We start from the raw sequence: 24,320 nt of genomic DNA, 5'->3' as shown, positions 1-24,320 counted from the left end.
GTATAAAGTGAGTTTTATAATGGGGGATAGAAAATGGAAGGTAAAAGTGTTTTAAAAGGCGGCCTTTCAATTATTTCTCAATGCAAAAAACAAACAAATGATATTTGGCATGCACATTACGGGGGAGCTGCAATTGCTAGTTATTTTTTCATGAAAGATAATAATATTGAAGAAGAGATAGCTCGTAATATGCATTCTCATACAAAAATGATGCTGAACAAGCAAAAATAAGATGAAATCATCGATGGTAAAGAAGAAATTGATTTTCAAAGTGCCGAAAAAATGATAATAAAATCATTGGAAAATACAATTGATGAACTTCATTGGGTGGGGCATAACGTTATTTATGCGGCATTAAGTTTATTAGCTATGAAAGAGCTACAAAAATGGGGCGATAATCAAGCAATAGAAGGGATAACTGACCTTATATTATCATTTCAAAAAACAATTCCCGGTAGATCGTGGATTGGTTTTACGACGAAAGAAGTTAAAAAATTAAGTATATATGACGAGATACAAAGTGAATTAAGAAATCCAAAACAATTATCTAAGTTTATTTTAAATGAACTATCGGAGTTTAAGATTATTTATAGAGCAGAATCACATCATGATTTAATTGGCCATATGCTTACTTTTTCCCACGCAATTAATATAATGTATGATTTAGGATATAAATATATATTTCAAAGAGGAATACGTCCACTTTTAAAACTAGTATACGTACTGCGTGCTAGTAAAAAACTTATGCTGAATACTGAAATAAATCTACATTCTCCTATAGATCATTTACCTTTAATTGAATCTAAACGTGCTCACGTATTACCAACTGAAAATCAATTTTGGCTAAAAGACTATAGTGAATTTGATTGGGATTTTGGACATGTTTTCAAATTCTCATATAGTTATTTTGATCATATAAAGAGAGCTCCGGAATATAAAGATATAACCTTAGAACAATTCCGATTTGTTATTAATACGTAATGAAGTCAATGATCTGTATAAAGGGGCAAAATTTAAAATTTCTTTGTTGATTGTATATTATTTTTATATTTGTAAGGTTTTACATGCGTATTTTACTTTTACTTATTATGTAAGTAGGCTATACTAAAATACATATATTTTGAAATTGGAGCGAATAAAGACGACATGGAATTAGTAAAGTTAGAAAAAGTAATTGAATTGAAAAAAGAAGAATTATTGAATCTAGTCTCAAATTATGGACTTCAACATGAAAAAGTAATAGAGCTCAGCCAAGAAATTGACAAATTAATAAACTGGTTTATGTTTTTAAAATAGAAAGAACTATGACGTGGTTTGAATATGTTATAGTTCTTTGTTATTTAGTAATAGAAATGTACTCGATATACAATCAATAAACAGAATATTCATTATAATCGGAGGGGAATAAATGATTTTACATACGCACATCTCAGGCGAAGGGGAACCAATCGTGCTTTTACATTCTGGTGGAATGACAGGTTTAGTAGAGTTTGAAGAGCAGGTAGAATTTTTTATAGAAAAGCATTTTAAAGTAATTCGTCCTGATTTAAGAGGACATGGCGAATCAGGAGGTACATTAGATAATTATTTTCTTTGCTCTGCTGATGATATAAATGATACGCTAGAACATTTGCGAATTAATAGTTGTCATATAGCGGGTGTTTCACTAGGGGGATTAGCCGCTTTATTATTTGCAAAAAAATATCCAGATAAAGTGAGGACATTAACTTTTTCAGGTATCTTTCCTGTTGAGCGAGATAATTGGGAAGAATCTCAGGAATATGAAGCGAAGTGTCATCAACAGTTGATGGAAAATGAAGAAGTTGTAACTTATATGAATCAAATTCATGTAAAAAGTGATTGGAAAGGATTGCTTGAATCGTGGCAAGTTAAGGATTGGTACCCATTTCATGAAACGGGTGATGTAGCTAATCTTCAAATACCTACACTGTGTATTGTCGGGGGAGATTCAGAAGATGAAGTTACAGCCGCTACAACTTTTAAACAATTAAACAATAATATACATATTGCCGTTATTCCGTTTGCAAATCATTTAGTGCATAATGATCAACCAAAAATATATTCATATATATTGTCTAATTTCTTACAGAATGCGCAAGCCGCTAGTCGAATATGAGGGATTTTGGGTATAATAAAATAGGATTTATTAATTGTATCGGTTAGGAGCGCAGCAAATATGAAAACAGTCGTTGTCATCGGTGGAGGTATTACTGGACTTTCTACTATGTTTTATTTAGAAAAATTAACGAAGGATTATAATATAGATTTGAATTTAATCCTTATTGAGAAAGAAGAGTATTTAGGTGGTAAAATCCACAGTGTGGAAAAAAATGATTTTATTATGGAATCTGGAGCAGATTCTATCGTTGCTCGTAATGAACATGTTTTGCCGCTTGTAAAAGATTTGAGTTTAGAAAATGAAATGGTGTATAACGAAACAGGTATTTCTTACATATACTCTGATAACATATTACATCCAATTCCTGCTGACACTATATTTGGGATTCCTATGAGTGTTGAATCATTATTTAGCAGTACACTAGTCTCAAAAAAAGGGAAAATCATTGCTTTAAAAGATTTTATTACGAAAAATAAAGAGTTTACAAAGGATACATCACTTGCTGTATTTTTAGAAAGCTTTTTAGGGAAAGAGTTAGTGGAAAGACAAATTGCGCCTGTACTTTCAGGTGTATATTCTGGCAAATTGAATGAGCTTACTATGGCATCTACATTACCGTATTTAGTGGATTATAAAAATAAATATGGAAGTATTATTAAAGGTTTTGAAGAGAATAAAAAACAATTTCAATCAGCAGGAAATAAAAAATTTGTATCATTTAAAAGTGGACTATCTACGATTATTAATCGCTTAGAAGAAGTGCTGACTGAGACTGTCATTAAAAAAGGTGTTGTAACGACTGCTGTAAGTAAAAAAGGTGATCAATATGAGATTTCTTTTGCAAATCATGAGACAATACAAGCTGATTCTGTCGTTTTAGCGGCCCCGCATGATATCGCACAAACTTTATTGCAGTCTAATGAGTTAAACGAGAATTTTAATAAATTTAAAAATTCATCGCTTATAAGTATTTACTTAGGTTTTGACATACTAGATGAACAACTACCGGCTGACGGAACAGGTTTTATCGTAACGGAAAACAGTGATTTACATTGTGATGCTTGCACATGGACAAGCAGGAAGTGGAAACATACATCGGGTAAACAAAAGCTATTAGTAAGAATGTTTTATAAGAGCACTAATCCAGTATATGAAACGATCAAAAGTTATAGTGAAGAGGAATTGGTACGAGTAGCTTTATATGATATTGAAAAAAGCCTTGGAATTCAAGGTGAACCAGAAGTAATTGAAGTTACAAATTGGAAAGATTTAATGCCGAAATATCATTTGGAACATAATCAAGCGGTGCAATCATTAAATGAAAAATTAACGGCTCTTTATCCAAATGTATACTTAGCTGGAGCTTCATATTACGGTGTCGGAATTGGTGCTTGTATTGGAAACGGAAAGAATACTGCCAATGAAATAATTGCGACATTGAATGAACAATCAAAATAATAATATTGAATACATATGTAAATAAAATGTCCCTCCAACATAATGGAGGGACATTTTATTTGTAGTTACTTCACATTAATTGAAATCTTTTTATAATTAGCTTTATTATTTTTAATAGTTAATGTTATTTCTCCAGATTCTTTAAAGGAGTACGGTGAGAGTTGATAAAGTTCTTTAATATTATGTTCTTCTTGTAATTTATTTGTAGGTATTATTGTTATATTAGGTTTCCATGTTTCCTGTTTTCCTGAAGGGTAGGCTACTATTATTTCTGGATTACTTAATTGTATTGTTTCCCAAGAGGCAAAATACAGTTCAACTTCTGCATCTTTTTTTAGTAATTCTTCTGAGAAATAACTAAATTCACCAACATTACCGAAAACAGTAAAATTTTGATTTTGCAATTTAATATCTAAATATCTAGGTTGATATGTTGCTGCGTGATAAATTCCGTATGAAAGAGAGAGTGTGGCAGCGATTAATATACCAACTGAAAACGTCTTAAAGCTATTTCCTTTAAAACTAGTCATCATGAATGAGTTTGGTGTAAATTTTTTTGCGAATAAAAAAATGAGTAAAATGAGCAAGAGGGATAGACCAATGAAAATATACATAAAGTTTAAGCACCTCCGTAGGAAGTATTTACTGTTTTTCTATATTTTAACATGAGACGGTATAAATTAGGGTTGGTTTTTAGAGGGTAAATTAATAAATACAACGAAGTTATATATTATTAAGAGGATAAGCATCGCTAGAAATATTTGATTTGTGGGACATTGAGGACTTTCCTAATTATAAATACTTTTTCTGCTATAATAAATGAGTAGAGAGAAAGGAGTGATCCTATGGCATTTCCTATGTTAGAAACAGAACGCTTGCGCTTAGTTGAAATAGAACAATCTTATTGTCAAAAAATATATGAAATATTCTCATTAGATGAGGTAACGTGTTATTACGGTATGAATTCTTTTACTGAGTTTGGACAAGCTTCACGTATGATTGAATCTTTTTCGAAAAATCACTTTGAGAAAAAGGCGATACGTTGGGGGATTGTATTAAAAGAAACAAATACTTTAGTAGGAACAATTGGATTAAATAATTTACAACTTTGGAGTAAACGATCTGAGATTGGATATGATTTACATCCTCGTTATTGGGGGAATGGTTATGCTTCAGAAGCTGCTCGAGAAATTATTACTTATGGATTTCGAGATTTAGGTTTATTTAGAATTGGAGCTATTACATATCCTGAAAATATAACTTCGTGTAATATGTTATCTAAATTAGGTTTTCAAAAGGAAGGACTGTTACGCGGATACATTCATCAAGGAAATAGACAACACGATGCATTAATGTATTCTGTTGTGCGAACAGATGTAGAGGAGAATCATTATTAATAAAAAGCCCCTCTTAATAAAATAAGAGGGGCATGTAAAAATTAACCTAACTTAGGTAATAAACGTTCTCCACTTTTCATGCTACTTTTACATAAAGGGCATTTAGGCTCTTCTTCAAATGAAAAGTTCTTTCTCATCCATCCTAAACAATCCTCTGATTCACATTCCCAAACAGGTGTTTGTTCTGGTGGTACTTCTGCTACATCGTTCTTTCGATTGCGATACATGTAACCACTCCTTTTATGTAAAAATTTTTAGTTATATATTAAAAAGGTTGTTAACCGAGCTGGTAACAACCTTTTTATTGTTTGAATTATAGCTTTACAACGTTTTTAGCTTGAGGTCCACGGTTACCGTCTTCAACTTCGAAGCTAACTTCTTGACCTTCGTCAAGAGATTTGAAGCCGTCGCCAGTGATAGCTGAGAAGTGAACGAATACGTCGCTACCGTCTGCAACTTCGATGAAACCGAAACCTTTTTCGCTGTTAAACCATTTTACTTTACCTGTTAATGTCATGGTAATGCCTCCTAAAATTTAAAAAGATTACAATATGATCGGCCTTATTTGAATGAAAATAAAAGTTCACATATTATCAAAAACCCATAAGGAGTACGAAATGGTCCTGATTGATACTTGATAATATGCAAAGAAAATATATTGTTAAATTGACCTTAATTACTATCTTACAACAAATGGTGTGAAATAGCAAGTGCTGGTAATGCCAGTAAATTATTTGGGTGATAATGGTAAAAGGCACAAAGACATCTCTTTTATTTATATATTATTCCTAATCTGAATTTATTCCAAACAGAAATCATTTATATTAAAAAGTATGTTTAAGGGAAACGATATATATATTTTAAGAATACAGATGATCACAATAATAAGGAGGATAGAATATTGCTAAATAAAAAATTTAAAATAATTGAAGCAGCAAAAGAAGGGAGAAGAAAAGTTCATCCTGTTTTCGCTGTTATACTTGCTATTATATTCTTGACTTTAGGTGAATTATTTATGTTATTTATGCTGTTTTTACCGAAAACAGAAATAAACTTTATGAAGGCAATTTATAGCAATATTGAGATGATATTAACGTTTGGCGGGGCTATATTTTTTGTGTTTTTATGGATTAAATTTGTAGAGAAAAGGTCATTTTCATCTATTGGTTTTTGGAAAGAGGAATGGATGAGAAAGTATTTGAGGGGTGCATTAATAGGGTTTATTTTCATTTCGATACCAGTAATTTCACTCGTATTAACAGGAAATGTAAAACTACAAATGCAAGAAATTACGATGACAGCTATATTTAGTATTGTAGGGTCTTTAGTTGCATTTTTAATACAAGGGGCAACTGAAGAAATTGTTGTACGAGGTTGGTTATTCCCAGTTCTCTCTGTTAGAAGCCGTATATGGATTGGGATTGTTGTGACTTCTTTTTTATTTGGTTTTCTTCATTTACTTAATCCAGGTATTACAATTCTTTCGATATCGAATATAATATTAGTTGGTGTATTTGCAGTTTTTTACGTATTAAAAGACAGTAGTCTTTGGGGGATATGCGCGTGGCATTCTATTTGGAATTGGGCGCAATATAACATCTATGGTTTTGCAGTTAGTGGAATGACGATATATTCAACACCACTATTTAAACCTGTAACAAATGGATCAGAAGTGCTCCATGGAGGCTCATTTGGTATTGAAGGTAGTATCATTACAACAATAATGCTTTCAATTGCTTCAATCGTTTTATGGAAACAGTTGTGGGGGCGAAAGTCGAAACAAAGAGATATTAGCTAATGAAAGAGGGAGAAAATATGGGGATTATAGCGTTTGAGGGAGCGAGCGCAGTTGGTAAGAGTACAACATGTCGAGAATTAGAAAGAAATTACGGTGCATTTATTATTCCAGAAGTTAACGATTTATTTGAAAGACCTAGAAATGAACATAGAACATGGTATTTTGAAAAACAAGTGGAGCGCTGGAATATGGCAGTGCAGAAATCACAGCAATATGAAATTGTAATACTTGATGGTGATATTTATCAGCCACTTAGTTATAATTGGTGTTTTCATTTTGATATATTTAATCAGCCATTATCTTTAATAGAAAACTTTTATAAAGAAAAGATGATAAATATGGAAATTGGTTTTCCGGATCAATATTTTTATTTGTACACGAATGATGAAGAACTTCGAAAAAGGAAAGAATCTGATGAGACGAAAAGAAGAAGAAACTTTGAAAAGCATTTACATATATCAAAATCGTTTCAGCGTTATTATGAAAATTTAAATACCATAACGGACGGATACTGTAAATTGATTGAAGCGAAAAGTGTAAAGTCGAATGAATTAGAAATTGTGAAAAGTTTAAACAGTTTAAATGTGTGTGAAGAGAGACGTTTTGATGTTTCGAGGTTAGATGCTATTACGAAGTGGTTAAAAGAGAATCGTGCATAAAAAACAACGAGTACCTTATAAGGTACTCGTTGTTTTTTATACATATTGAATATGTGAGTTCGTATTATATATTATTTTTAATATTTGTAAGTTTGCTGTTTCATTTTTCTTAAGAGCATTTGTATATTTAGGAGGAAAGAGTTGAGAAGGATAAACTGTTCGTTCATCACAAACATCGATACTATAAACAGAATTATTCATGGTGAGAGAATGAATACATTTTTAGGGTGTAGATAGTTTCATCAAAGTTTGAAGATGCTAAACCATCATACAATAAACTCATATTTATGCAGCTACTATAAATATTAGGCTAGCATATATTTTTATAAATTTAAAACGAAATACTTAGAGTGGAGTTAGCATTTGAAAAAGACTGTGCTTTTTAACGGAATAATCTTTCAATTTATAAAGAAAAGAAATACAATATAAGGAAATGCATATATGATTCAGGGAATAGAAAATATGTAATAAATGAAAATGAGACTTGAAATTGAATTGAGACAAAAAGTAGGTAGAGATTAACTACCAGCAAAAGCTCAGTCGATTCAACAAATAATCAATGTTTCGAGTTATTATTTGTGAAAGGAGAATAAATGTAAGCATGAAAAAGATTATTATTTCAGATCTTGATGGGACTTTATTAAGAAGTGATAAAACAATTTCAGAGAAATCTATTAATATTTTGAGGGAATGTAAAAATAATGGAGACGAATTGATTTTTGCTACTGCAAGGCCTCCAAGGGCTATAAAACAGTATATTCCCAACGTGTTAAAAAGTGAGATTATCATTTGTTATAACGGAGCTTTAGTTCTTAAAGGTAATGATATTTTATATGAAATGAAGATTTCTAAAAATGATATTTTAGAAATCATAGAAATAGCAAAAAAGTATAATCTTCATCAGATTTGTCTTGAAATAAATGATAAGCTGTACTCAAATTTTGATGTTACTGATTATTTTGGTGATGTGCCGTGTGAAGTCATGGATATAAGAAAGTTAAACTTTGAAAAAGCTTCTAAATTAATCGTTTGTACTAATGGCTCAATAAATAAGGAGTTCACTAAGGAATTGCCTGATGAGTGTAAAGCAGTCATTACAGATAACGGAACATTGTGTCAAATTATGCATACGGATGTTTCAAAATGGAATAGCATTCAGCATGTTCTACAGCACTTAAATCGAGACGTATCAGAAGTAATTGCATTTGGAGATGACTACAATGATATGGAAATGATAGAGAAGTGTGGGATTGGCGTAGCGATGAACAATGCTGTTGAAGAATTAAAATCTGTCGCTAAATTTATTGCCAAAAGTAATGATGAGGATGGAGTTGCTACATTTCTGGAAAGTAATAGTTATAGTTATGTTAATTAGTATGGAAAAATGAATCGCAGCAAGCTGCGAAAAAAGAGATGCTACATTTGTTTTTGATAGATAGAAATTATGAAAAGGGCTATGTGGGAGGAAATAGGCGAGATGAAAACACTATTTAAAGTATTAGGGATTATCGTGGGGATGGTAGTAATCGGGGTAGGTGTAACATATGGTATGCTGTATTATCTGAATAATAGTAAACCAGCTGCGAAAAAGGCATCACCAGCCGCTCCGGCAGTAGAAGTGCTAGCTGATAGTAATGTAAAAGCTGAAGATGCAAAGCTTTTGGAAAATGGCAATCATTCATTACCGAATAGCGGTTTAAATAAAAATTTTAAGTGGACAGATGAGAACATACAGACAGCATTACATGAAATGGCACATCAAAAAACAAAAGCTGATCAAAAATGGGGCTATATTTTTATTACACAAGAACGTATTGAAAGTTTACTTGAAATTATAAATAGTAATGATGTTGCACAAAAAAGTACATATGTGGATATTTTAGAACGATGGAAACAAGGAAAATATGAAAAGGTTGATGTGGACCACAACAAGATTTGGAAATTACAAAGTGGGAATTTAGGAGAAGGGAAAGGAGTAATGTCAGAAAAGGAACAAAAAGAATTAATTAATCAAGTTTTTATACAAAAAGGTACATATTCAGGTAGTAAATTAATTGCAGGTGAGGTGCAAGCTAATAAATAATATACATATTGATTTTGAAACACCTTTGTTGGTATAAATGCAAAGGTGTTTTTTATTGACACAAGAAATAAATGGGAATATGATTCATATATGAAATAAATTAGAGGGGCTTAAATATACATATGAATAACAGAGAGCTTTACGGAAATATTCGTGATGTTTATCATTTACTCCAAAGAAATTTAGATAAAGCAATTGAACAATATGATATAAGCTATGTTCAATTCGGAGTAATTCAAGTACTCGCAAAATCTGGGAAAGTATCCATGTCAAAATTAATTGAAAACATGGGATGTGTTCCAAGTAATATGACAACAATGATTCAACGGATGAAGCGTGATGGTTACGTTATGACAGAGAAGAACCCCAATGACCAACGTGAAACGCTCGTTTATTTAACTAAAAAAGGTGAAGAAGCAAAAAAGCAAGTAGATGTGCAATATAGTGATTTTTTAAAAGAGAACTGTGGTTGTTTTACGAAAGAAGAAGAAGAGCATTTAGACGCTTTATTATTAAAGTGGAAGAGGCATTTGAGTTAAATATAATAAAAATGTAACGCTTTGTTACATTTTTATTTATATAAATACTTCATATATGAAGTAAAAACTAGTGCAATAAAAAAAGAAGGGGGATAATTATAAAGAGTTATTTCATATATGAAATAAAAGGGGAGTTTTATATGGAGGTAAAGTCGATGATACGTATTTTGGCAATTGTAGCTTTTTTTGTTGGGCTAGATTCATTACTTGTGGCACCTTTATTACCAGCTATTACAGAAACAATCAGTATGCCTGATGGGAGTGGAGGACTTTTAATTACTATTTATGCACTTTGTTATGGAATAACTGCACCTTTATTCGGACCAATGTCTGATAGAGTTGGAAGGAAACGTATGATCATAATGGGGTTTGTTATTTTCTCCATTTCTACATTTTGTACCGGAATAGCTAGGGATTTTGAAATGTTTTTATTATTTCGTGGTCTAACAGGTTTATCCGGTGCAATGATCATGCCAAGTATATTTGCATTAGTAGGAGATAAAGTTATATATGAGTCAAGGGGAAAAGCAATGGGAACGATTATGGGAGCAATGGTAAGTTCGACAGTCATCGGAGTACCTATAGGAGCATTTTTATCTGAAGTAGGAAATTGGCAGTGGACATTTTATAGTATAGGACTATTAACTTTATTTATTACATTACTAGTTAATCAGCTATTAGAAAATGAAAAACCGAGAGATGAGGTGCGTGCTTCTATAACGAAGACGTTGATTGCATCGTTAAAAATGGTTTTAGTAAATGTATCAGTTTTATTTGCATTATTAGCAACGTTCCTATGGACAATTGGATTACACGGAATGTTTTCATACATAGGTGTTTATTATGGAAATAACTTTGGACTTTCCGTTGGCGAGATAGGTATTGTCATCTTTCTGGCGGGAATTGGTAGTGTGGCTGGAAATATTTTTGGTGGAAAGTTAGCTGATAAAGTAGGAAAGAGGAATGTTGTTTCCATTGCCAGTATTGTAGCCTCAATTAGTGTAATGATATTCTCGCTTTCTATAGAAAATCTAGCAATTGCAATTACTGTACATATAATTTGGAGTTTATTTATTGGATTTGGCCAAGCATCATTAACGGCTTTAATTTCAGAATTAAAACCAGCTGTGCGAGGGACTGTGATGGCATTAAATAGTTCTGCCATGTATATTGGGATGACTATTGCTTCTGGAGCAGCTTCACTTGCAGTAAGTAATGGATTGCCGTTTTCTTCTTTAGGAATTATGTGTGCAATTGCTATTTTACTAGTTCTTCCAATCGTATATGCTTTAGTTAAAGAAAAGAAAACGTCTAATAAAAAGAAAATGACTATATAAGTTAAATACTATCTCTATTATATTTTTGTCTTTTTTAATAGTGTAAGAAACGATTGTAAAACGGGTGATATCCATCTAGATTTATGATAGATTACATGGCTTTGAATGACTGTTGGAGTTTCGATGGGCTGAAAACAGAGTTGCTCTTTTTGACAACTTTCCTGTACAACGATGTAAGGGAGAATGGAAATTCCTAACTCACACATCACAGATTGTTTAATGACTTCAACATTGGAAGTTTCGAATGTTTTAGCGGGAATATTCCCACTTTGACGTAAAAAACGATCTACCATTGGTCTATAGCCGCAGCTTTGTTCAGTAAATATAAATTGAGTATTTTGTAATAAAAAGAGTGGATCAGTGTTTGAAGGGAAATGAGCAGGGAAAATCCATCCAAATGTTTCATTACATAAATTACACGTAATAAAATCATTATGCTCTATACTTTCTCCAATTATGAAGATAACATCGGTTTCTCCTTCATGTAGTTTTTTCAATGCTTGCTCATTGGTATTTGTCTCAAGTACGATATTTACTTTCGGATTTTCCTGTTTGTAAGTACGTAATAATTGTGGTAACCGATACACTGCCAATGATTCATTAGATGTAATAGTCAATGTTCCTTCTAAATGGTCACTGTTTTGAGGGATTTCTTGCGCTTTATCATAAATAGTAAGTAATTCTAATGCGTACGGATGAAATTGATGACCTGCTTTTGTAAGAAGTATTTTTTTTCCTAATCGATCGAATAGAGGAATGTTTAAATCGCTCTCTAATGATTTAATATGAGCTGTCACAGTAGATTGCGCATAACCTAATGCATGAGCAGCTTTAGAAAAGTTGCCATATTTAACAATGGCACAAAATGTTTTAACATGTCTCATTTCCATAAGTGATACCCCTTTTATTATCATGATTTGTGAATGATTATATCATGTATTTCAATTTTTCAAATCATTAAATTTCTTTTAAAATTAAGTTGTGGAGAAATTTATTCAAGTGAAATTGGAGGAGAAAAAATGAGTGAAAAGAGCTACCATGTAGCTGTAGTTGGGGCTACAGGTGCAGTAGGACAAAAAATTATTGCATTGTTAGATAGAGAAACGAAATTTAATATAGAAGAAATTACATTACTCTCGTCAAAACGATCTGCTGGTAAGGCAGTAAAATTTAAAGGAAGGGAGATTAAAATACAAGAGGCAAAATCAACTAGTTTTGAAGGTGTAGACATTGCATTTTTTAGTGCTGGAGGAGAAGTTTCTAGACAATATGTAAATCATGCAGTTTCTAGTGGTGCAATCGTAATTGACAACACAAGTGAATACAGAATGGCACACGATGTACCACTCGTCGTTCCAGAAGTAAATGCACATACTTTAAGGAAACATAAAGGGATCATTGCAGTTCCGAATTGCTCAGCACTACAGATGGTAACAGCACTTCAGCCAATTCGAAAATCATTTGGTTTAGAACGAATTATTGTTTCAACGTATCAAGCTGTATCAGGTTCAGGAATTCATGCGATTCATGAATTAAAAGAACAGGCTAAGTCAATGCTTACAGGTGAAGAAGTGAAGAGTACTATATTACCAGCGAAAAAAGATAAAAAACATTATCCAATTGCATTTAATGTATTGCCGCAAGTGGATATATTTACAGACAACGATTTCACATTCGAAGAAGTAAAGATGATTCAAGAGACGAAGAAAATTTTAGAAGATCCAAATCTGAAAATGGCAGCTACTTGCGTTAGAGTTCCAGTTGTATCGGGGCATTCTGAATCGGTTTATATTGAACTTGAAAAAGAAGCTACCGTTGCAGAAATTAAAGAAGTACTACTGAATGCACCAGGTGTTATTTTACAAGATAATCCTAGTGAACAAATTTATCCAACGCCACTATATGCAGAGGGTAAAAGAGATACATTTGTAGGTAGAATACGCAAAGATCCGGATATGCCAAAAGGATTCCATCTTTGGATTGTTTCTGATAATTTATTAAAAGGTGCGGCTTGGAACTCAGTTCAAATTGCAGAGACATTGGTGGAAAAGGGGATTATTTAGTATAAATTTATATAAACATTGAAAATAGGAGAATATATGGGAAACCGTTAATTATAATGGTTTCCCATTTTTTACTTAATGAGTATTCTCCTATCTTCAATTTGAATTTAATTTAAGTTAGTTTTTATAGTGTTTTTATAGATATCAATTTTATTTGCAGAGAATTTTAAAAATCTAGGCTCTCCATTAATTGTGAGATAAATATTAATTGAGATTGGCATCTCAACCTTTTTTACTACATCTTCTATAGCAATATACTCATTTTCTTTTTGGTTATAAAAAACAACGGAACTAATTAAGACCGCGTTATTTTCAATATCAATACTACACATCATAGGGAATTTCTCATCATTATGTATTATTAATTCGCCCAGTACTATTGAACCGTTTAATTCTTCTGTGAAATTAATAGTTTCAACTGGTTTTACCCACGTTTCATCGCACTCTTCGTATTCCTCTTCATCTATTGCCCATTCCCATATTGGGTTTTGTTTTAAGTCTTCAATGGTTAATTCGTCAACGGGTTTGCTTTTACTCATAAGTACTTTCCTCTCTTAACATAATAAATGGATGATTAAAAAATATTCTTTCATTAACTGAACAATATGGCCATTTGCATCCATTTGAAATACAAGTTTTCGCATTTTCATAATCAGTTGAACGCCAATAAACAGGTTCAATGTAGAGTTTATTCCATTTGATATTATTTTAACTAGTTCCGAAATACTGTACTCATCCTAATAATTTTCCGACCGTTTGTTCTTATAGTAATTTTTACAATGTTTTGAGTAGGTATCAAATAGTTATTAACTGACCTGATTGAAAAGAAAAAAGGATTGTTAATGTAAGTGGAAAAGAGCGGAAAACATCAAGAATGAACAAAAGGATTTCGGTATGATATGGATATATTCAATGTGAGGGGGAATTTAAGGTGTATCAAATAAAGGGGTATTTTTCGTCACTAAAAGGAAATTATTATGAAATTGGTAAGCGACAAGGAGAATTCGTAAAGAAACATCCGTATCTCATTCCACAATTTATACAGCAAGAAAATTTTATATCAGATAACCACTGGACAGAATCTAGAAATGTATTAAATCAATATTGTTCAGGAATTAATGAAGAAATTGAAGGGTTTTGCGAAGTGTTAAAAATTCCGTCTAGAAATATGATGTATTATTATCAAACGCTATTAAAGGCAGGTTGTAGTCATTGTGCAGTATTACCACAAAAGACGGATTCAGAGCATACGTATGTATTAAGAAATTATGATTTATCACCAAAAATAGATGATATGCGTTTTTGCTCGACGCATGTTGAAGGTGCGTATACACATAGTGGCTTTTCTACTCAATATTTTGGCCGAACAGAAGGAGTTAACGAGCATGGATTATCTGTTACATTTTCAGCATGTGGGCAACCAGTAGGGAATATTGAAGGTTTAAGAAAGCCAATGGTAAGTGGTTTACAATGTTTTGCGGTAATTCGAGTATTATTGGAGAAATGCAAAAATGTACAGGAGGCTAAGTCACTAATAGACGAAATGCCAATTGCAAGTAATATTAATATTATTGTAGCTGATCCTTTAAATGCAGCACATATTGAAATATTTGACGGGCATAAATCCATAACAACAATTGAAGATAATAATCATGCTTTTATTGTATCTACGAATCATGCGGTTAGTTCATCCATTAAAAAGTTAAATAATAGAAGGCTAGAACAGTCTACTAAGAGATATCAAATATTACAAGACTATTTAAATCAAGGTGAACAAATTAGCAAAGATTCTTTAAAAAGTTTGGTAGAATGTGAATATCCAAAAGGGCTAACAGTACATAATTATGAAGAGTGGTTCGGGACTTTGCATTCTGTATTATTTGATTTAAAGGATCGTACATTGAATATTTGCTTCGGGTCGCCACTTTTGAACGAGTGGTACTCATTGAGAGTTGGAGAAAGCCTTCCGTTTTCTGAGGTGAATGTGAACTTTAAAAATAGTAAATATACTGATTTTTGGAGAGAAGACAAAAATGAATGGATTCCTAAAGATTAAAAAGGAATAAAATGGTAAAATTAAGGGGTGGAAATAGATAGGAGGGATTGACTTTGCTACAAGTTATGTTAGCAATTGTTTTTATCTTTTTTTTAGTCGTTTCGATGTATATAACTTATCAAAAAAGAAAAAAAGCAGGGATAAAAGGATTAAAAAGTTCATTAACTTCTATTTGTTGCTTTTTAATTGCAATCTTAAATTTGTTTGCATATTGGCTTCATTTTGGCGGTATTTTTACTTGGCTAGTCTCAATAGTATTGTTGCTAGTGGGGGCGTATTTTACAAAATATATTCCAATCTCAAAAAAGGTGCACTAAAATTATATGAGTTTATATGTAATGTTTTATTTCAATGAGCTATAGATGCCTTTAAATCAATACTTTTGAGCATTTCGATATGTGTTTGCAAACATTTTGTAAATACATATCAAAATATACTCTTCGCGAATGCTTTCGCTGCATCTTCTTGCATATTGGGTAAGACATGAGGATATACTCTTAAAGTTAAAGAGATATCAAATGCCGATGACAGAATTCATGAAGTTTGTAAAGTGCGAGAACGAAGGTGTTTTTGACATCAAGCAGATGTACAGCGCGGAAAAAGCTTTCAAGAAAATGGAGAACCACCGAAAGCTACATTTTGCTTACATGGGTATGCGAGTAAATGTAGCTGGCAAGTGGGGTACGATTGTTGGAAAATGGAAGACTAATTTTTTCGTTTTGTTCGATGGGGAAATAGAAGCGTACAACTGCCACCCTTATTGGGAAATTGCTTACTTCGATGAAGAGGGCAATGTGGTCCATAGCTGTCAAAAGGGAGAGTATGCGATATAAGTAAAAAAAGGACGAGCAGTCGTACCTACTGTCCTTTATAGGAGAAAAATTATTCTGGACTAGAACTACGAATAACCAGAAAACGTGCTTTTAACCAGTGTTGTCAAAGATGTAATAATCTATGCAACAAAAAAGCTTAGTCGGAATTCAAAACACCAAAATGGTTTGCATTGGTAAACAGGCTCAAAAGTAGTATATGCAAAATGAAAAATTCCATACAAAAAGCAGACAACAATTTTGGTTGTCTGCCAGTGAGTCGAATGAGTTAGCTAATTGTGATAAATTGCTTTCCCATTACAAGAAGAGTGAAGCTGCTAGTTCAAACAGCTTGTAGGTAGTCTTTTCGATATTTTAAAAAATATACAGAGAAAGCAGATAAGTGACGTATCTACCTGCTTCTGCTGTAAAAAAAGAAAGAAGTATTAGCCGTGGGTACGGCGGCTTGAGAATAGTATGTATTGGTTTTGAAAAAATATTTAAGGAGTGAAGGGAAATGGGATGGGTACGAAGCTATTCACTCGAACAGCTTCGTACCCGTCACAGTCGTTATCCTATTGTGACGGGTATCTGACTTATATTATTGAGGGAACGGGACGGAAGGATGCCACGGTATTGTTGCAGGAATCCAGACGGACCTGCGCGCTTACCCCAGCATTCGTGAGTTGCGTCACGGCATTCAAGATAGCAGATCTTCTGCCAGACTCGACGGCTACGTTATAGTTCACGACTAGGGGGCGAACTGGGTCCTGATGGGGAAAGCGATTGAGAATTGCTTGATGATAGGTTGTTCTTAACGTGACGTTCGCTGTCAACGTGAATCCTTCTATAGTAATGCCAGTCAGCGTTGTCCCGTTAAATGAGGTGAGTTTGACTGTAAGCATGTAACGGTTTTGCATATTTATTTTTCCTTTATTATTAGACTCAATTTATTTTATGCTTGTCTAACAATTTAGTGTAGACACTTGCATCATAATAAGTTGAAAGATATATAAGATTATATTTTGATAAGGCGTGGGGATTAAAAGAAGGCAGTTGAACAAAAACGCTATTTGAATAAAAGCTAGTGGACTAGTTTTTAACACTCACTGAAATTAATACTCATAATATACTTTGTAATAACTTATATGGAAGTGAGTTGAATACTAATGTTTTATTCATATTTTGATACTCGAGATAGAATGCGTCCGTATGGTACGGCGGGTATTACGTATAGCGGAGCACAAAGTACAATTCAAGCTGTTCAACAAGCGTTACAAGCACAGCAGCAAATGCAACAAATACAGCAAGGCATACAACCGTACTATTCATCTATGGAGTATTATTATCCAATGCATCATATTACACCATACGGAATTTCTGTTTCAACAATTCCATATGGAACTGTATACAATTTATAAAAATATGCGGGGGAATAAATTTGAGTATTTATATAAGGGCGCAAGTACAGAGCGCCCTTATAAGAAATGATTCGTATCTGATGAATTAATATTCAATTAAATGTGTAATTAAGATTAATATAAAAATTTTATTTTTTATGTATTTGAAACACGAAAAGAGCACTTAATAAAGTGCTCTCATGACGAGATTATTCACTCAAAAGAAAGGAATACACCATATCATACGAAAATATTTTGAAATGCTCTTGGATAAATTAATTATTATTTGTAAAAAAAGCAGCTAGCAAAAGCTAACTGCTCGGATATGATTGGAATTAATGGAAGAACAGAGAAATATGATTAGTGTCTCTCTGTTCTTTATATTATTCGCAAATAAATCCAGTTGCTATACCAGTTGGAGCAACACCTACTGGGACCGTATCAATAACCGTATTTGTAGCAGTATTGATGACAGAAACAGTATTACTAGCTTGGTTTGTAACATAGGCGCGAGTGCCATCTGGTATGATAGTCACTTGGTCTGGTGATAGTGCAACCGGAATGGTATCGATGACGGTTTTTGTCAACGTACTTATTACAGATACATTATTACTTACTTTATTTACAACGTAAATACGAGCTCCGTCCGGTGTAATAGCTATACCAACAGGTTCGGTACCTACGCTAATGGTATCAATAACGGAATTGGTAGCGGTGTTAATAACAGAAACAGTATTGCTGTTTTGATTTGTGACATAAGCACGAGTCCCGTCTAGTGTGAAGACGATTATCCTTGGACGAATGCCGACAGGAATGGTAGCACTAACTGTATTGAGAGCAGTATTAATAACAGAAATTGTGTTACTTAATTCATTTGCAACATATGCAAAGGCCCCATTCGGAGAAACAGTGATCCCTTGTGGAGCGTTACCGACAGAAATAGTATCAACAACTGTATTTGTAGCAGCATTAATAACAGAAACAGTATTATTACCATGATTTCCAACATAAACAGTTGTGTTATTTGGAGAAACAGCTACACCGATTGGATTACTTCCAACAGGAATGGTAGCGATGACTGTATTGGTAGCAGTATCAATAACGGAAACGGTATTAGAGAAAATATTAGTAACATAAGCACGAGTCCCATTTGGCGAAACTGTTACTTCAAGAGGTGCATTATCTACAGTAATTGTAGCGACAACTGTATTTGTTCCGGTGTTAATTACAGATACTGTATCATCTGAAGGGTCATCAATGGCTCCTGCGTTGGTAGCATAAACAAGGAAATTACATCCAGGTCCCGTCGGCCCCGTCGGCCCCGGTGGGCAATCACAATCTCCCGGTGGTCCTTCAGGCCCTTGAATACCTTGCACGCCTTGAGGTCCAGTAGGTCCTTCAGGCCCTTCAGTGCCTTGAATGCCCTGCACGCCTTGAGGTTCAGTAGGTCCTTCAGGCCCTTCAGGCCCTTGAATGCCTTGCACGCCTTGAGGTCCAGTAGGTCCTGGTGGCCCGGGAACTCCTGTTCCTGTCCCTGAACCAGTAGGTCCTGGTGGTCCTTGAATGCCTTGAATACCTTGCACACCTTGAGGTCCAGTAGGTCCTTCAGGCCCTTCAGTGCCTTGAATGCCTTGAGGTCCAGTAGGTCCTGCAGGCCCTTCAGTGCCTTGAATGCCTTGCACGCCTTGAGGTCCAGTAGGTCCTTCAGGCCCTTCAGGCCCCGTCGTTCCAGTAATGTTTAATAGTGAACTATTCAAGACTCCTTGTAAAATTAAGCTAAATGTCTGCTGTAACAAGGGGTCCGATATATTTGAACAACTAATAAGCGAAGACAAGTTTTGGAATAGAAATTGGAATAATGCTGAGATTTGAGTGAGAGTTGCAGTAGGTAAGGAATTGATTAATTGGTTTATAGTTCGTAAAACTAAATTTCTATTTGGTGTATTTGGTTGTACTGCTATTAATAAATCATTTAATGCCTGTAATGCTGTTTGGAGTATTTGTCTAGTTGTAGGATTTGGTGTTTTGAAGAAAGAAAGGATAGCTTGGTTTAATTGGTTTATTATTTGCAATAATTCTTGTTGTTGAGAATTTGAGAAAAAACAGGTGTACAACAATTACTTTGATTACAAGGGGATACAGAAATAAAGCAGGGGAGCTGAAACTTATCACACGAATTTGGTGAATTTGACTTATTATTATGTCTCATAAATAACTCCTCTAAAAAATTTTAAATGTTAGATATGTCTTGATAATTTATATTAGCAACTGAGTTTAAAGTATGTATGGGTATATGTTTAATATGAAATGTTCAGAAATGTTTCTTCCTTCAAAGTATATGTCAATAAAGTAAAGATGATCTTATTTTACATGTAATCATATATATAAATAAAATGAAGATATTTTTATAGTACATATAATCAATACTTAGTTACTAATAGGATGTTGTAATCATAGGAATAGAAGATATTATGACATATGATTTTATTAATATGACTCGCATTCCATATAACGGGCATCTGATTTGAATTTTTTCCAGTATCTTAATACATTTAAGATACTGGATTGTTTAGTGGAAATAAAACTTAATAAAATAATCCTTTTATAAGTAAGTAGATCGAACGGAGGGGAACCGTATCGTATGAATCGATTGTCATTTTCTGAAGACATTGATGGAAAAGAGATGCGAAGACTTGTGGTGAAGGAGCTGAAAAACTACAAAGCATTGTGCGTTCGGATGAAAAATCAAGAAGAACAGGCTCAAGCGGGAGCATCGTTCTTTTTCCTAAAATGAAAGGTGACGATAAGAATCATGAGATACGTTTTAAACAAATTGAACGGACATTGAAATATGCTCTTGATAATGATCAACGTCAGATAATTGAGTTGAAGTATTTTGGGAGTGAGAAAGTCAAAGATTCCTATGTTTATAATGAATTGATGATGAGGCGTGATAGTTTTTATGAGAATAAAAAAATAGCTATCCGTTTGATAGCTACTGCTTTAGGGATTATATGAACGTGGTTTTATTTTAGTGAAGATGAAATTATGATCTTTTGTGTTACTGATATAAATTGTTATATGATACGTGTAATCCATCTTACTCGCTCTGCCTTGTGGCAGGGCTTTTTTATATAATAATATAAATTAAGTAGTTAAAGAGGTGTGTTTAAATGAGCTGGGAAGAATCATATAGAAGAGAGCAACCATGTCCATGTGGTAAGGGAAAATATATTGAAATTATGAAGGTGTATACAATAGAAGAAATATAAAAAAGTGCTAACACGTATGCGGAATAGACAAAAAACATCACTGATTTGCCATTCATAAAAATAGACTTTTCTTAGCAGAAATCACTAATTATAAATACTTATAAAATTAGCTCTGATACAGCAGATATTGAAGCGAAGAAAAATAAAGATGGGAGTGCATATTGGAAATACGAAGATGATCAAACAAAATTATGGAATATACGACTATAGAACTAGAAAATGATGACATAAATCTAAATGTTATTGTTTAAATTCACATTTTATAATTTCCATTTATCCGGCTATTTGTGGGCAGTAAAATTCCCACCTCAAAATTCGACTGGAGCAAAGAAGTTAGGTGGAAGCCCTGCTGCCCGTAAACGCCCGATTGGTGAAGGCTAATAATCCGGGGGAGATGAACAAAACCCCCACTGATTAAAGTTTCACTTTATAAAAATGAGCCCATAGTAAAAATAACCTAAAAATAGGCATATGAACAAGGTACATCATCTAGTGATAGGTCATATTTTGTTGGTGTACGTATTGAACTTAGTTTATCCCGCTATTTGTGGGCAGTAAAACTCCCACCTCAAAATTCGACTGGAGCAAAGAAGTTAGGTGGAAGCCCTGCTGCCCGTAAACGCCCAACTGGTGCGGGCTAATAATCAGTGGGGGATGAACACTCCCCACTGATTAAGGTTTCACTTTATAGCGCTATTTCTACTTAGATTTAACGAACAGAAATATAGGAAAGCATCGATGGGGTTGTAGTTTATAAACGGAGGTCATGAAAATGAATAAGTTTCAACAAGAACTGCAAGCGTTAAGCCTTAATGATTATCAGTCTGGAAATATTGTGTATTGGGACCAGCAAAACCAATATCCATATTACTATATTACAGATGATGCTCGTCGCTGTGGCGGTTGTGGTCGCTGTGGTGGTTGTGGTCGTTGTGGCGGTTGTGGCGGTGGTCGTTGTGGTGGATTCCGTTGTTTTGGTTGCTTCGGCTGCTTTAGTTGTTTTGGTTGTGGTGGTTGCTCTAATTGCTCTAATTGTTTTGATGGTTTTAATGGTACTACCGTAACATTTGAATATTGATAAGAGACAAAAAGGAATCCATTTTGAAAAAAGATTGATAGAAACGGATTCCTACTTTGTAAAGCATTATATAATTTTTAAAAAATGTGCTAACACCTATACGAAATAGACATAAAACATCGCTGATGTGTAGCTTAATAAAACGATAATAATTAAGCACTTATAATGAATAATAGGTTATTAGAAAAGAAACCACAAAATGTAATGTTTTATATCATTATAAAAAGAGATTATTCTAATAGGTCGTTGTGTAACGGCTGCATAGGATAATCTCTTTTTATGTTTTGTAGAGAATGTACTGTTAACTTTAGTTGTTCAATAAATTCTCGGGTAGCAGCACACATGTATTTATCTTTTCTATAAATAAGTCCTATATCTATTGTTGGAGTGGGGTTTTCAATTTTAATAGATTGAATGTGCTCGCTTTGCAAAAAATCAATATAAGGTTTTGGTAATACTGTAATTCCCATATCTTTTGAGACCATTTGAATTAAAGATTCCATCGTACTAATTTCTAAAATTGGTTTTGGTGTAAAGTTGAATTTTTGACAATGAGATGTAATTAGTTCGGTTAAAAAGAAATTTTTAGGTAAAAGAATTAAAGGGTAGTTCTGTAATTCAGCAATAGATACATGATCACGTTCAGTTAATCGATGGCCGGTTGGCACGACTAATGTAAGTTCACTTTTATATAGAGGGATAGAAATAATCTCTTTATCTTGCGCCGGGAGAAAAGTAATGCCAATATCTAGTTCGTTTTGTAATAATTTTTCACGAATCTCACCTGTACGAAGTCCCAACACAGAAAGTTCGATATTTGGATATTGCTTATTGAAACCTAATATAGTTGGTGGTAGTAAATAATTTACTACGGTTAACAAAGATCCTATCGTTAAGGAGCCGTGCTGTAATCCATTTAAATCTTGAATGGCAGAACGAGCTTGTTCGACTTCATGAAAAATTGTTTTACCGTGTGATAATAAAATTCTTCCTGCCGTAGTTAAAGATATTTTTTTACCAATTCGATCAAAAAGCGGCATTCCCACTTCATGTTCTAATGCACGTATTTGTTGACTTAGTGAAGGTTGTGAAATGTTTAATTTCGCAGCCGCTTTTGTAAAATGTAACTCTTTCGAAACAGCTAAAAAATATTCTAGTTGTCGTAATTCGATTGGAATCACCTCAAATTTAATCATAGGATATACCTATCATTATTATATAAATAATTGAATTGAACAATAGTTTTATGAGATTTATAATCACTTTATCAGAAATGGATTGATTATAAAAATTAGATGAGGTGAAGCAGAATTGTTGAAATCGAACGTATTAACAGGGAATTATTCACAAGTACTTCAAAAAAAGGTATGAGGCGGTTTACCGACAGGAATATAGCATTTAACGTCTTTATATGTAAAATAAGCAAGAGGAGCGATAAGGATGAATAAAGAATATGAAATACTATCTCTAAACATAGGATTTCCAAAAGAGGTTATATATGGAGGGAAGCTAATTCAAACAGGCATAAATAAAGTTGAAACAAAGGAGCCTATATATTTATCGTTTGTAAAATTTAAAGGTGATGGCCAAGCGGATTTACTTCATCATGGTGGAGTGGATAAAGCAGTTTGTGTGTATTCGGGAAAACATTATGGATATTGGGAGAAAGAATTGAGTCAAGACCTTGTATATGGAGCCTTCGGAGAAAATATAACAGTTAGCGGTATTCGCGAAGAGGATGTTTGTATTGGTGATACGTTTCAACTTGGAGAAGCGATAGTACAAGTGACGCAGCCAAGACAGCCTTGTTTTAAACTAGCTAAGAAATACAATGTTCCAAAGTTACCATTGTATTTTCAAGAAACAGGATATACAGGGTTTTATTTTCGCGTATTAAAAGAAGGATGGGTATCACCAGTCGATACGTTAAAATTGCTGAAGTCTGATTCGAAAGGTATTACAGTAGCGTTTGCTAATTGTATCATGCATAAAGAAAAACAAAATATGGAAGGTCTAAAAAGAATTTTAGAAGTACATGCGCTTTCTACTAGTTGGAGAAAGACATTTGAAAAACGAATAAGGGGAGAAGAAATTAATACGAAGGAGAGGATTGAAGGAACTAAAGATTAAATAAATATTTTTTATAAATGGTGCATTTCTATTAGTAAAAACTCATTAGAAAGCGCTATTTTTATATCTGTCTCTTATACACATCTCCGAGCCCACGAGAC

At 33.3% G+C, this 24,320-nt stretch carries 24 protein-coding genes and 2 pseudogenes; 19 read left to right on the top strand and 7 right to left on the bottom strand.

The window, feature by feature from the left end; translation table 11 throughout:
* Nucleotides 1–33 precede the first annotated feature (33 nt).
* The 4 genes and pseudogenes from JDS80_RS20130 to JDS80_RS20115 all read left to right on the top strand — a co-directional run bounded on the left by JDS80_RS20130 (nucleotide 34) and on the right by JDS80_RS20115 (nucleotide 3,598).
* A pseudogene (locus JDS80_RS20130) lies at nucleotides 34–981 on the top strand (hypothetical protein).
* Nucleotides 982–1,146: 165 nt separating this feature from the next.
* On the top strand, nucleotides 1,147–1,296 hold the full coding sequence (locus JDS80_RS20125) for an aspartyl-phosphate phosphatase Spo0E family protein (RefSeq protein ID WP_000424364.1): 150 nt from the start codon (nucleotides 1,147–1,149) through the stop codon (nucleotides 1,294–1,296).
* A gap of 112 nt (nucleotides 1,297–1,408) precedes the next feature.
* Nucleotides 1,409–2,137 (top strand): alpha/beta fold hydrolase, encoded by a 729-nt coding sequence (locus JDS80_RS20120; protein WP_071745591.1) that lies wholly within the window; start codon nucleotides 1,409–1,411, stop codon nucleotides 2,135–2,137.
* A 60-nt stretch (nucleotides 2,138–2,197) separates the two neighbouring features.
* The gene (locus JDS80_RS20115) at nucleotides 2,198–3,598 is read left to right on the top strand and encodes a protoporphyrinogen oxidase (protein ID WP_071745592.1); all 1,401 of its coding nucleotides are present in this window, start codon (nucleotides 2,198–2,200) and stop codon (nucleotides 3,596–3,598) included.
* A gap of 65 nt (nucleotides 3,599–3,663) precedes the next feature.
* Here the strand turns inward: JDS80_RS20115 and JDS80_RS20110 are convergent, their stop codons facing one another.
* Nucleotides 3,664–4,212, bottom strand: a complete 549-nt coding sequence (locus JDS80_RS20110; protein ID WP_071745593.1) for a hypothetical protein — start codon at nucleotides 4,210–4,212, stop codon at nucleotides 3,664–3,666.
* A 231-nt stretch (nucleotides 4,213–4,443) separates the two neighbouring features.
* Between JDS80_RS20110 and JDS80_RS20105 the strand changes: the two genes are divergently transcribed.
* Nucleotides 4,444–4,995 carry a GNAT family N-acetyltransferase gene (locus tag JDS80_RS20105; RefSeq protein ID WP_199639847.1) on the top strand — a complete coding sequence of 184 codons (552 nt, stop codon included), beginning with the start codon at nucleotides 4,444–4,446 and terminating at the stop codon, nucleotides 4,993–4,995.
* A gap of 41 nt (nucleotides 4,996–5,036) precedes the next feature.
* Here JDS80_RS20105 and JDS80_RS20100 read toward each other — a convergent pair whose 3' ends face one another.
* Together JDS80_RS20100 and cspD are read right to left on the bottom strand one after the other, a co-directional pair.
* Complete coding sequence (locus JDS80_RS20100) at nucleotides 5,037–5,222, bottom strand: cold-shock protein (protein WP_000286203.1); 186 nt, start codon at nucleotides 5,220–5,222, stop codon at nucleotides 5,037–5,039.
* 86 nt (nucleotides 5,223–5,308) lie between these two features.
* Nucleotides 5,309–5,512, bottom strand: a complete 204-nt coding sequence (gene cspD, locus JDS80_RS20095; RefSeq protein WP_002012849.1) for a cold-shock protein CspD — start codon at nucleotides 5,510–5,512, stop codon at nucleotides 5,309–5,311.
* 384 nt (nucleotides 5,513–5,896) lie between these two features.
* Between cspD and JDS80_RS20090 the strand changes: the two genes are divergently transcribed.
* The 6 genes from JDS80_RS20090 to JDS80_RS20065 all read left to right on the top strand — a co-directional run bounded on the left by JDS80_RS20090 (nucleotide 5,897) and on the right by JDS80_RS20065 (nucleotide 11,411).
* The gene (locus JDS80_RS20090; RefSeq protein ID WP_071745595.1) at nucleotides 5,897–6,793 is read left to right on the top strand and encodes a CPBP family intramembrane glutamic endopeptidase; all 897 of its coding nucleotides are present in this window, start codon (nucleotides 5,897–5,899) and stop codon (nucleotides 6,791–6,793) included.
* Nucleotides 6,793–7,452, top strand: a complete 660-nt coding sequence (locus JDS80_RS20085) for a DEAD/DEAH box helicase family protein (protein ID WP_139254659.1) — start codon at nucleotides 6,793–6,795, stop codon at nucleotides 7,450–7,452. The genes JDS80_RS20090 and JDS80_RS20085 overlap by 1 nt, the downstream gene beginning before the upstream one ends.
* A 601-nt stretch (nucleotides 7,453–8,053) precedes the next feature.
* Nucleotides 8,054–8,827: a Cof-type HAD-IIB family hydrolase gene (locus JDS80_RS20080; RefSeq protein WP_071745596.1), complete on the top strand. Its 774-nt coding sequence runs from the start codon at nucleotides 8,054–8,056 to the stop codon at nucleotides 8,825–8,827.
* A 102-nt stretch (nucleotides 8,828–8,929) separates the two neighbouring features.
* Nucleotides 8,930–9,535, top strand: a complete 606-nt coding sequence (locus tag JDS80_RS20075) for a PRK06770 family protein (RefSeq protein ID WP_199639846.1) — start codon at nucleotides 8,930–8,932, stop codon at nucleotides 9,533–9,535.
* Between the two features lie 122 nt (nucleotides 9,536–9,657).
* Nucleotides 9,658–10,074, top strand: a complete 417-nt coding sequence (locus JDS80_RS20070) for a MarR family winged helix-turn-helix transcriptional regulator (protein WP_071745598.1) — start codon at nucleotides 9,658–9,660, stop codon at nucleotides 10,072–10,074.
* A 140-nt stretch (nucleotides 10,075–10,214) separates the two neighbouring features.
* On the top strand, nucleotides 10,215–11,411 hold the full coding sequence (locus tag JDS80_RS20065) for an MFS transporter (RefSeq protein ID WP_199639845.1): 1,197 nt from the start codon (nucleotides 10,215–10,217) through the stop codon (nucleotides 11,409–11,411).
* Nucleotides 11,412–11,428: 17 nt separating this feature from the next.
* Here the strand turns inward: JDS80_RS20065 and JDS80_RS20060 are convergent, their stop codons facing one another.
* Complete coding sequence (locus JDS80_RS20060) at nucleotides 11,429–12,301, bottom strand: LysR family transcriptional regulator (protein ID WP_071745600.1); 873 nt, start codon at nucleotides 12,299–12,301, stop codon at nucleotides 11,429–11,431.
* 129 nt (nucleotides 12,302–12,430) lie between these two features.
* Here JDS80_RS20060 and JDS80_RS20055 point away from each other — a divergent pair, with 129 nt between their 5' ends.
* Nucleotides 12,431–13,474 carry an aspartate-semialdehyde dehydrogenase gene (locus JDS80_RS20055; protein WP_071745601.1) on the top strand — a complete coding sequence of 348 codons (1,044 nt, stop codon included), beginning with the start codon at nucleotides 12,431–12,433 and terminating at the stop codon, nucleotides 13,472–13,474.
* A 107-nt stretch (nucleotides 13,475–13,581) separates the two neighbouring features.
* On the opposite strand, the gene JDS80_RS20050 is transcribed toward JDS80_RS20055, so the two are convergent.
* On the bottom strand, nucleotides 13,582–14,013 hold the full coding sequence (locus JDS80_RS20050) for a hypothetical protein (RefSeq protein ID WP_071745602.1): 432 nt from the start codon (nucleotides 14,011–14,013) through the stop codon (nucleotides 13,582–13,584).
* Nucleotides 14,014–14,405: 392 nt separating this feature from the next.
* Between JDS80_RS20050 and JDS80_RS20045 the strand changes: the two genes are divergently transcribed.
* The 4 genes from JDS80_RS20045 to JDS80_RS20030 all read left to right on the top strand — a co-directional run bounded on the left by JDS80_RS20045 (nucleotide 14,406) and on the right by JDS80_RS20030 (nucleotide 17,760).
* Nucleotides 14,406–15,530, top strand: a complete 1,125-nt coding sequence (locus JDS80_RS20045) for a C45 family autoproteolytic acyltransferase/hydrolase (RefSeq protein ID WP_071745603.1) — start codon at nucleotides 14,406–14,408, stop codon at nucleotides 15,528–15,530.
* A 53-nt stretch (nucleotides 15,531–15,583) separates the two neighbouring features.
* Nucleotides 15,584–15,847 carry a hypothetical protein gene (locus tag JDS80_RS20040; protein WP_071745604.1) on the top strand — a complete coding sequence of 88 codons (264 nt, stop codon included), beginning with the start codon at nucleotides 15,584–15,586 and terminating at the stop codon, nucleotides 15,845–15,847.
* Nucleotides 15,848–16,048: 201 nt separating this feature from the next.
* A complete protein-coding gene (locus JDS80_RS20035; protein ID WP_199639844.1) occupies nucleotides 16,049–16,363 on the top strand; it encodes a hypothetical protein in 315 nt (104 codons plus the stop codon).
* A gap of 1,145 nt (nucleotides 16,364–17,508) precedes the next feature.
* Nucleotides 17,509–17,760, top strand: a complete 252-nt coding sequence (locus JDS80_RS20030; RefSeq protein WP_002136277.1) for a DUF3947 family protein — start codon at nucleotides 17,509–17,511, stop codon at nucleotides 17,758–17,760.
* Between the two features lie 362 nt (nucleotides 17,761–18,122).
* On the opposite strand, the pseudogene JDS80_RS20025 reads toward JDS80_RS20030, so the two are convergent.
* Nucleotides 18,123–19,948: pseudogene (locus JDS80_RS20025) on the bottom strand (collagen-like repeat preface domain-containing protein).
* A 432-nt stretch (nucleotides 19,949–20,380) separates the two neighbouring features.
* Between JDS80_RS20025 and JDS80_RS20020 the strand changes: the two are divergent.
* Nucleotides 20,381–20,533 carry a hypothetical protein gene (locus tag JDS80_RS20020; RefSeq protein WP_199639843.1) on the top strand — a complete coding sequence of 51 codons (153 nt, stop codon included), beginning with the start codon at nucleotides 20,381–20,383 and terminating at the stop codon, nucleotides 20,531–20,533.
* A 1,250-nt stretch (nucleotides 20,534–21,783) separates the two neighbouring features.
* Entirely contained in the window at nucleotides 21,784–22,089 is a 306-nt protein-coding gene (locus JDS80_RS20015) for a heterocycloanthracin/sonorensin family bacteriocin (protein WP_199639841.1), read from the top strand.
* Between the two features lie 230 nt (nucleotides 22,090–22,319).
* On the opposite strand, the gene JDS80_RS20010 is transcribed toward JDS80_RS20015, so the two are convergent.
* Nucleotides 22,320–23,270 (bottom strand): LysR family transcriptional regulator, encoded by a 951-nt coding sequence (locus JDS80_RS20010; RefSeq protein ID WP_083596167.1) that lies wholly within the window; start codon nucleotides 23,268–23,270, stop codon nucleotides 22,320–22,322.
* Between the two features lie 259 nt (nucleotides 23,271–23,529).
* On the opposite strand from JDS80_RS20010, the gene JDS80_RS20005 reads away from it, so the two are divergent.
* On the top strand, nucleotides 23,530–24,219 hold the full coding sequence (locus JDS80_RS20005) for an MOSC domain-containing protein (RefSeq protein WP_199639839.1): 690 nt from the start codon (nucleotides 23,530–23,532) through the stop codon (nucleotides 24,217–24,219).
* The last annotated feature ends 101 nt before the right edge of the window (nucleotides 24,220–24,320 follow it).

Source organism: Bacillus cereus group sp. N8 (assembly GCF_016483685.1).
Taxonomy (GTDB): domain Bacteria; phylum Bacillota; class Bacilli; order Bacillales; family Bacillaceae_G; genus Bacillus_A; species Bacillus_A proteolyticus.
The sequence above is the reverse complement of the archived record's forward strand: the minus strand, read 5'-3'. Positions and strand labels throughout refer to the sequence as shown.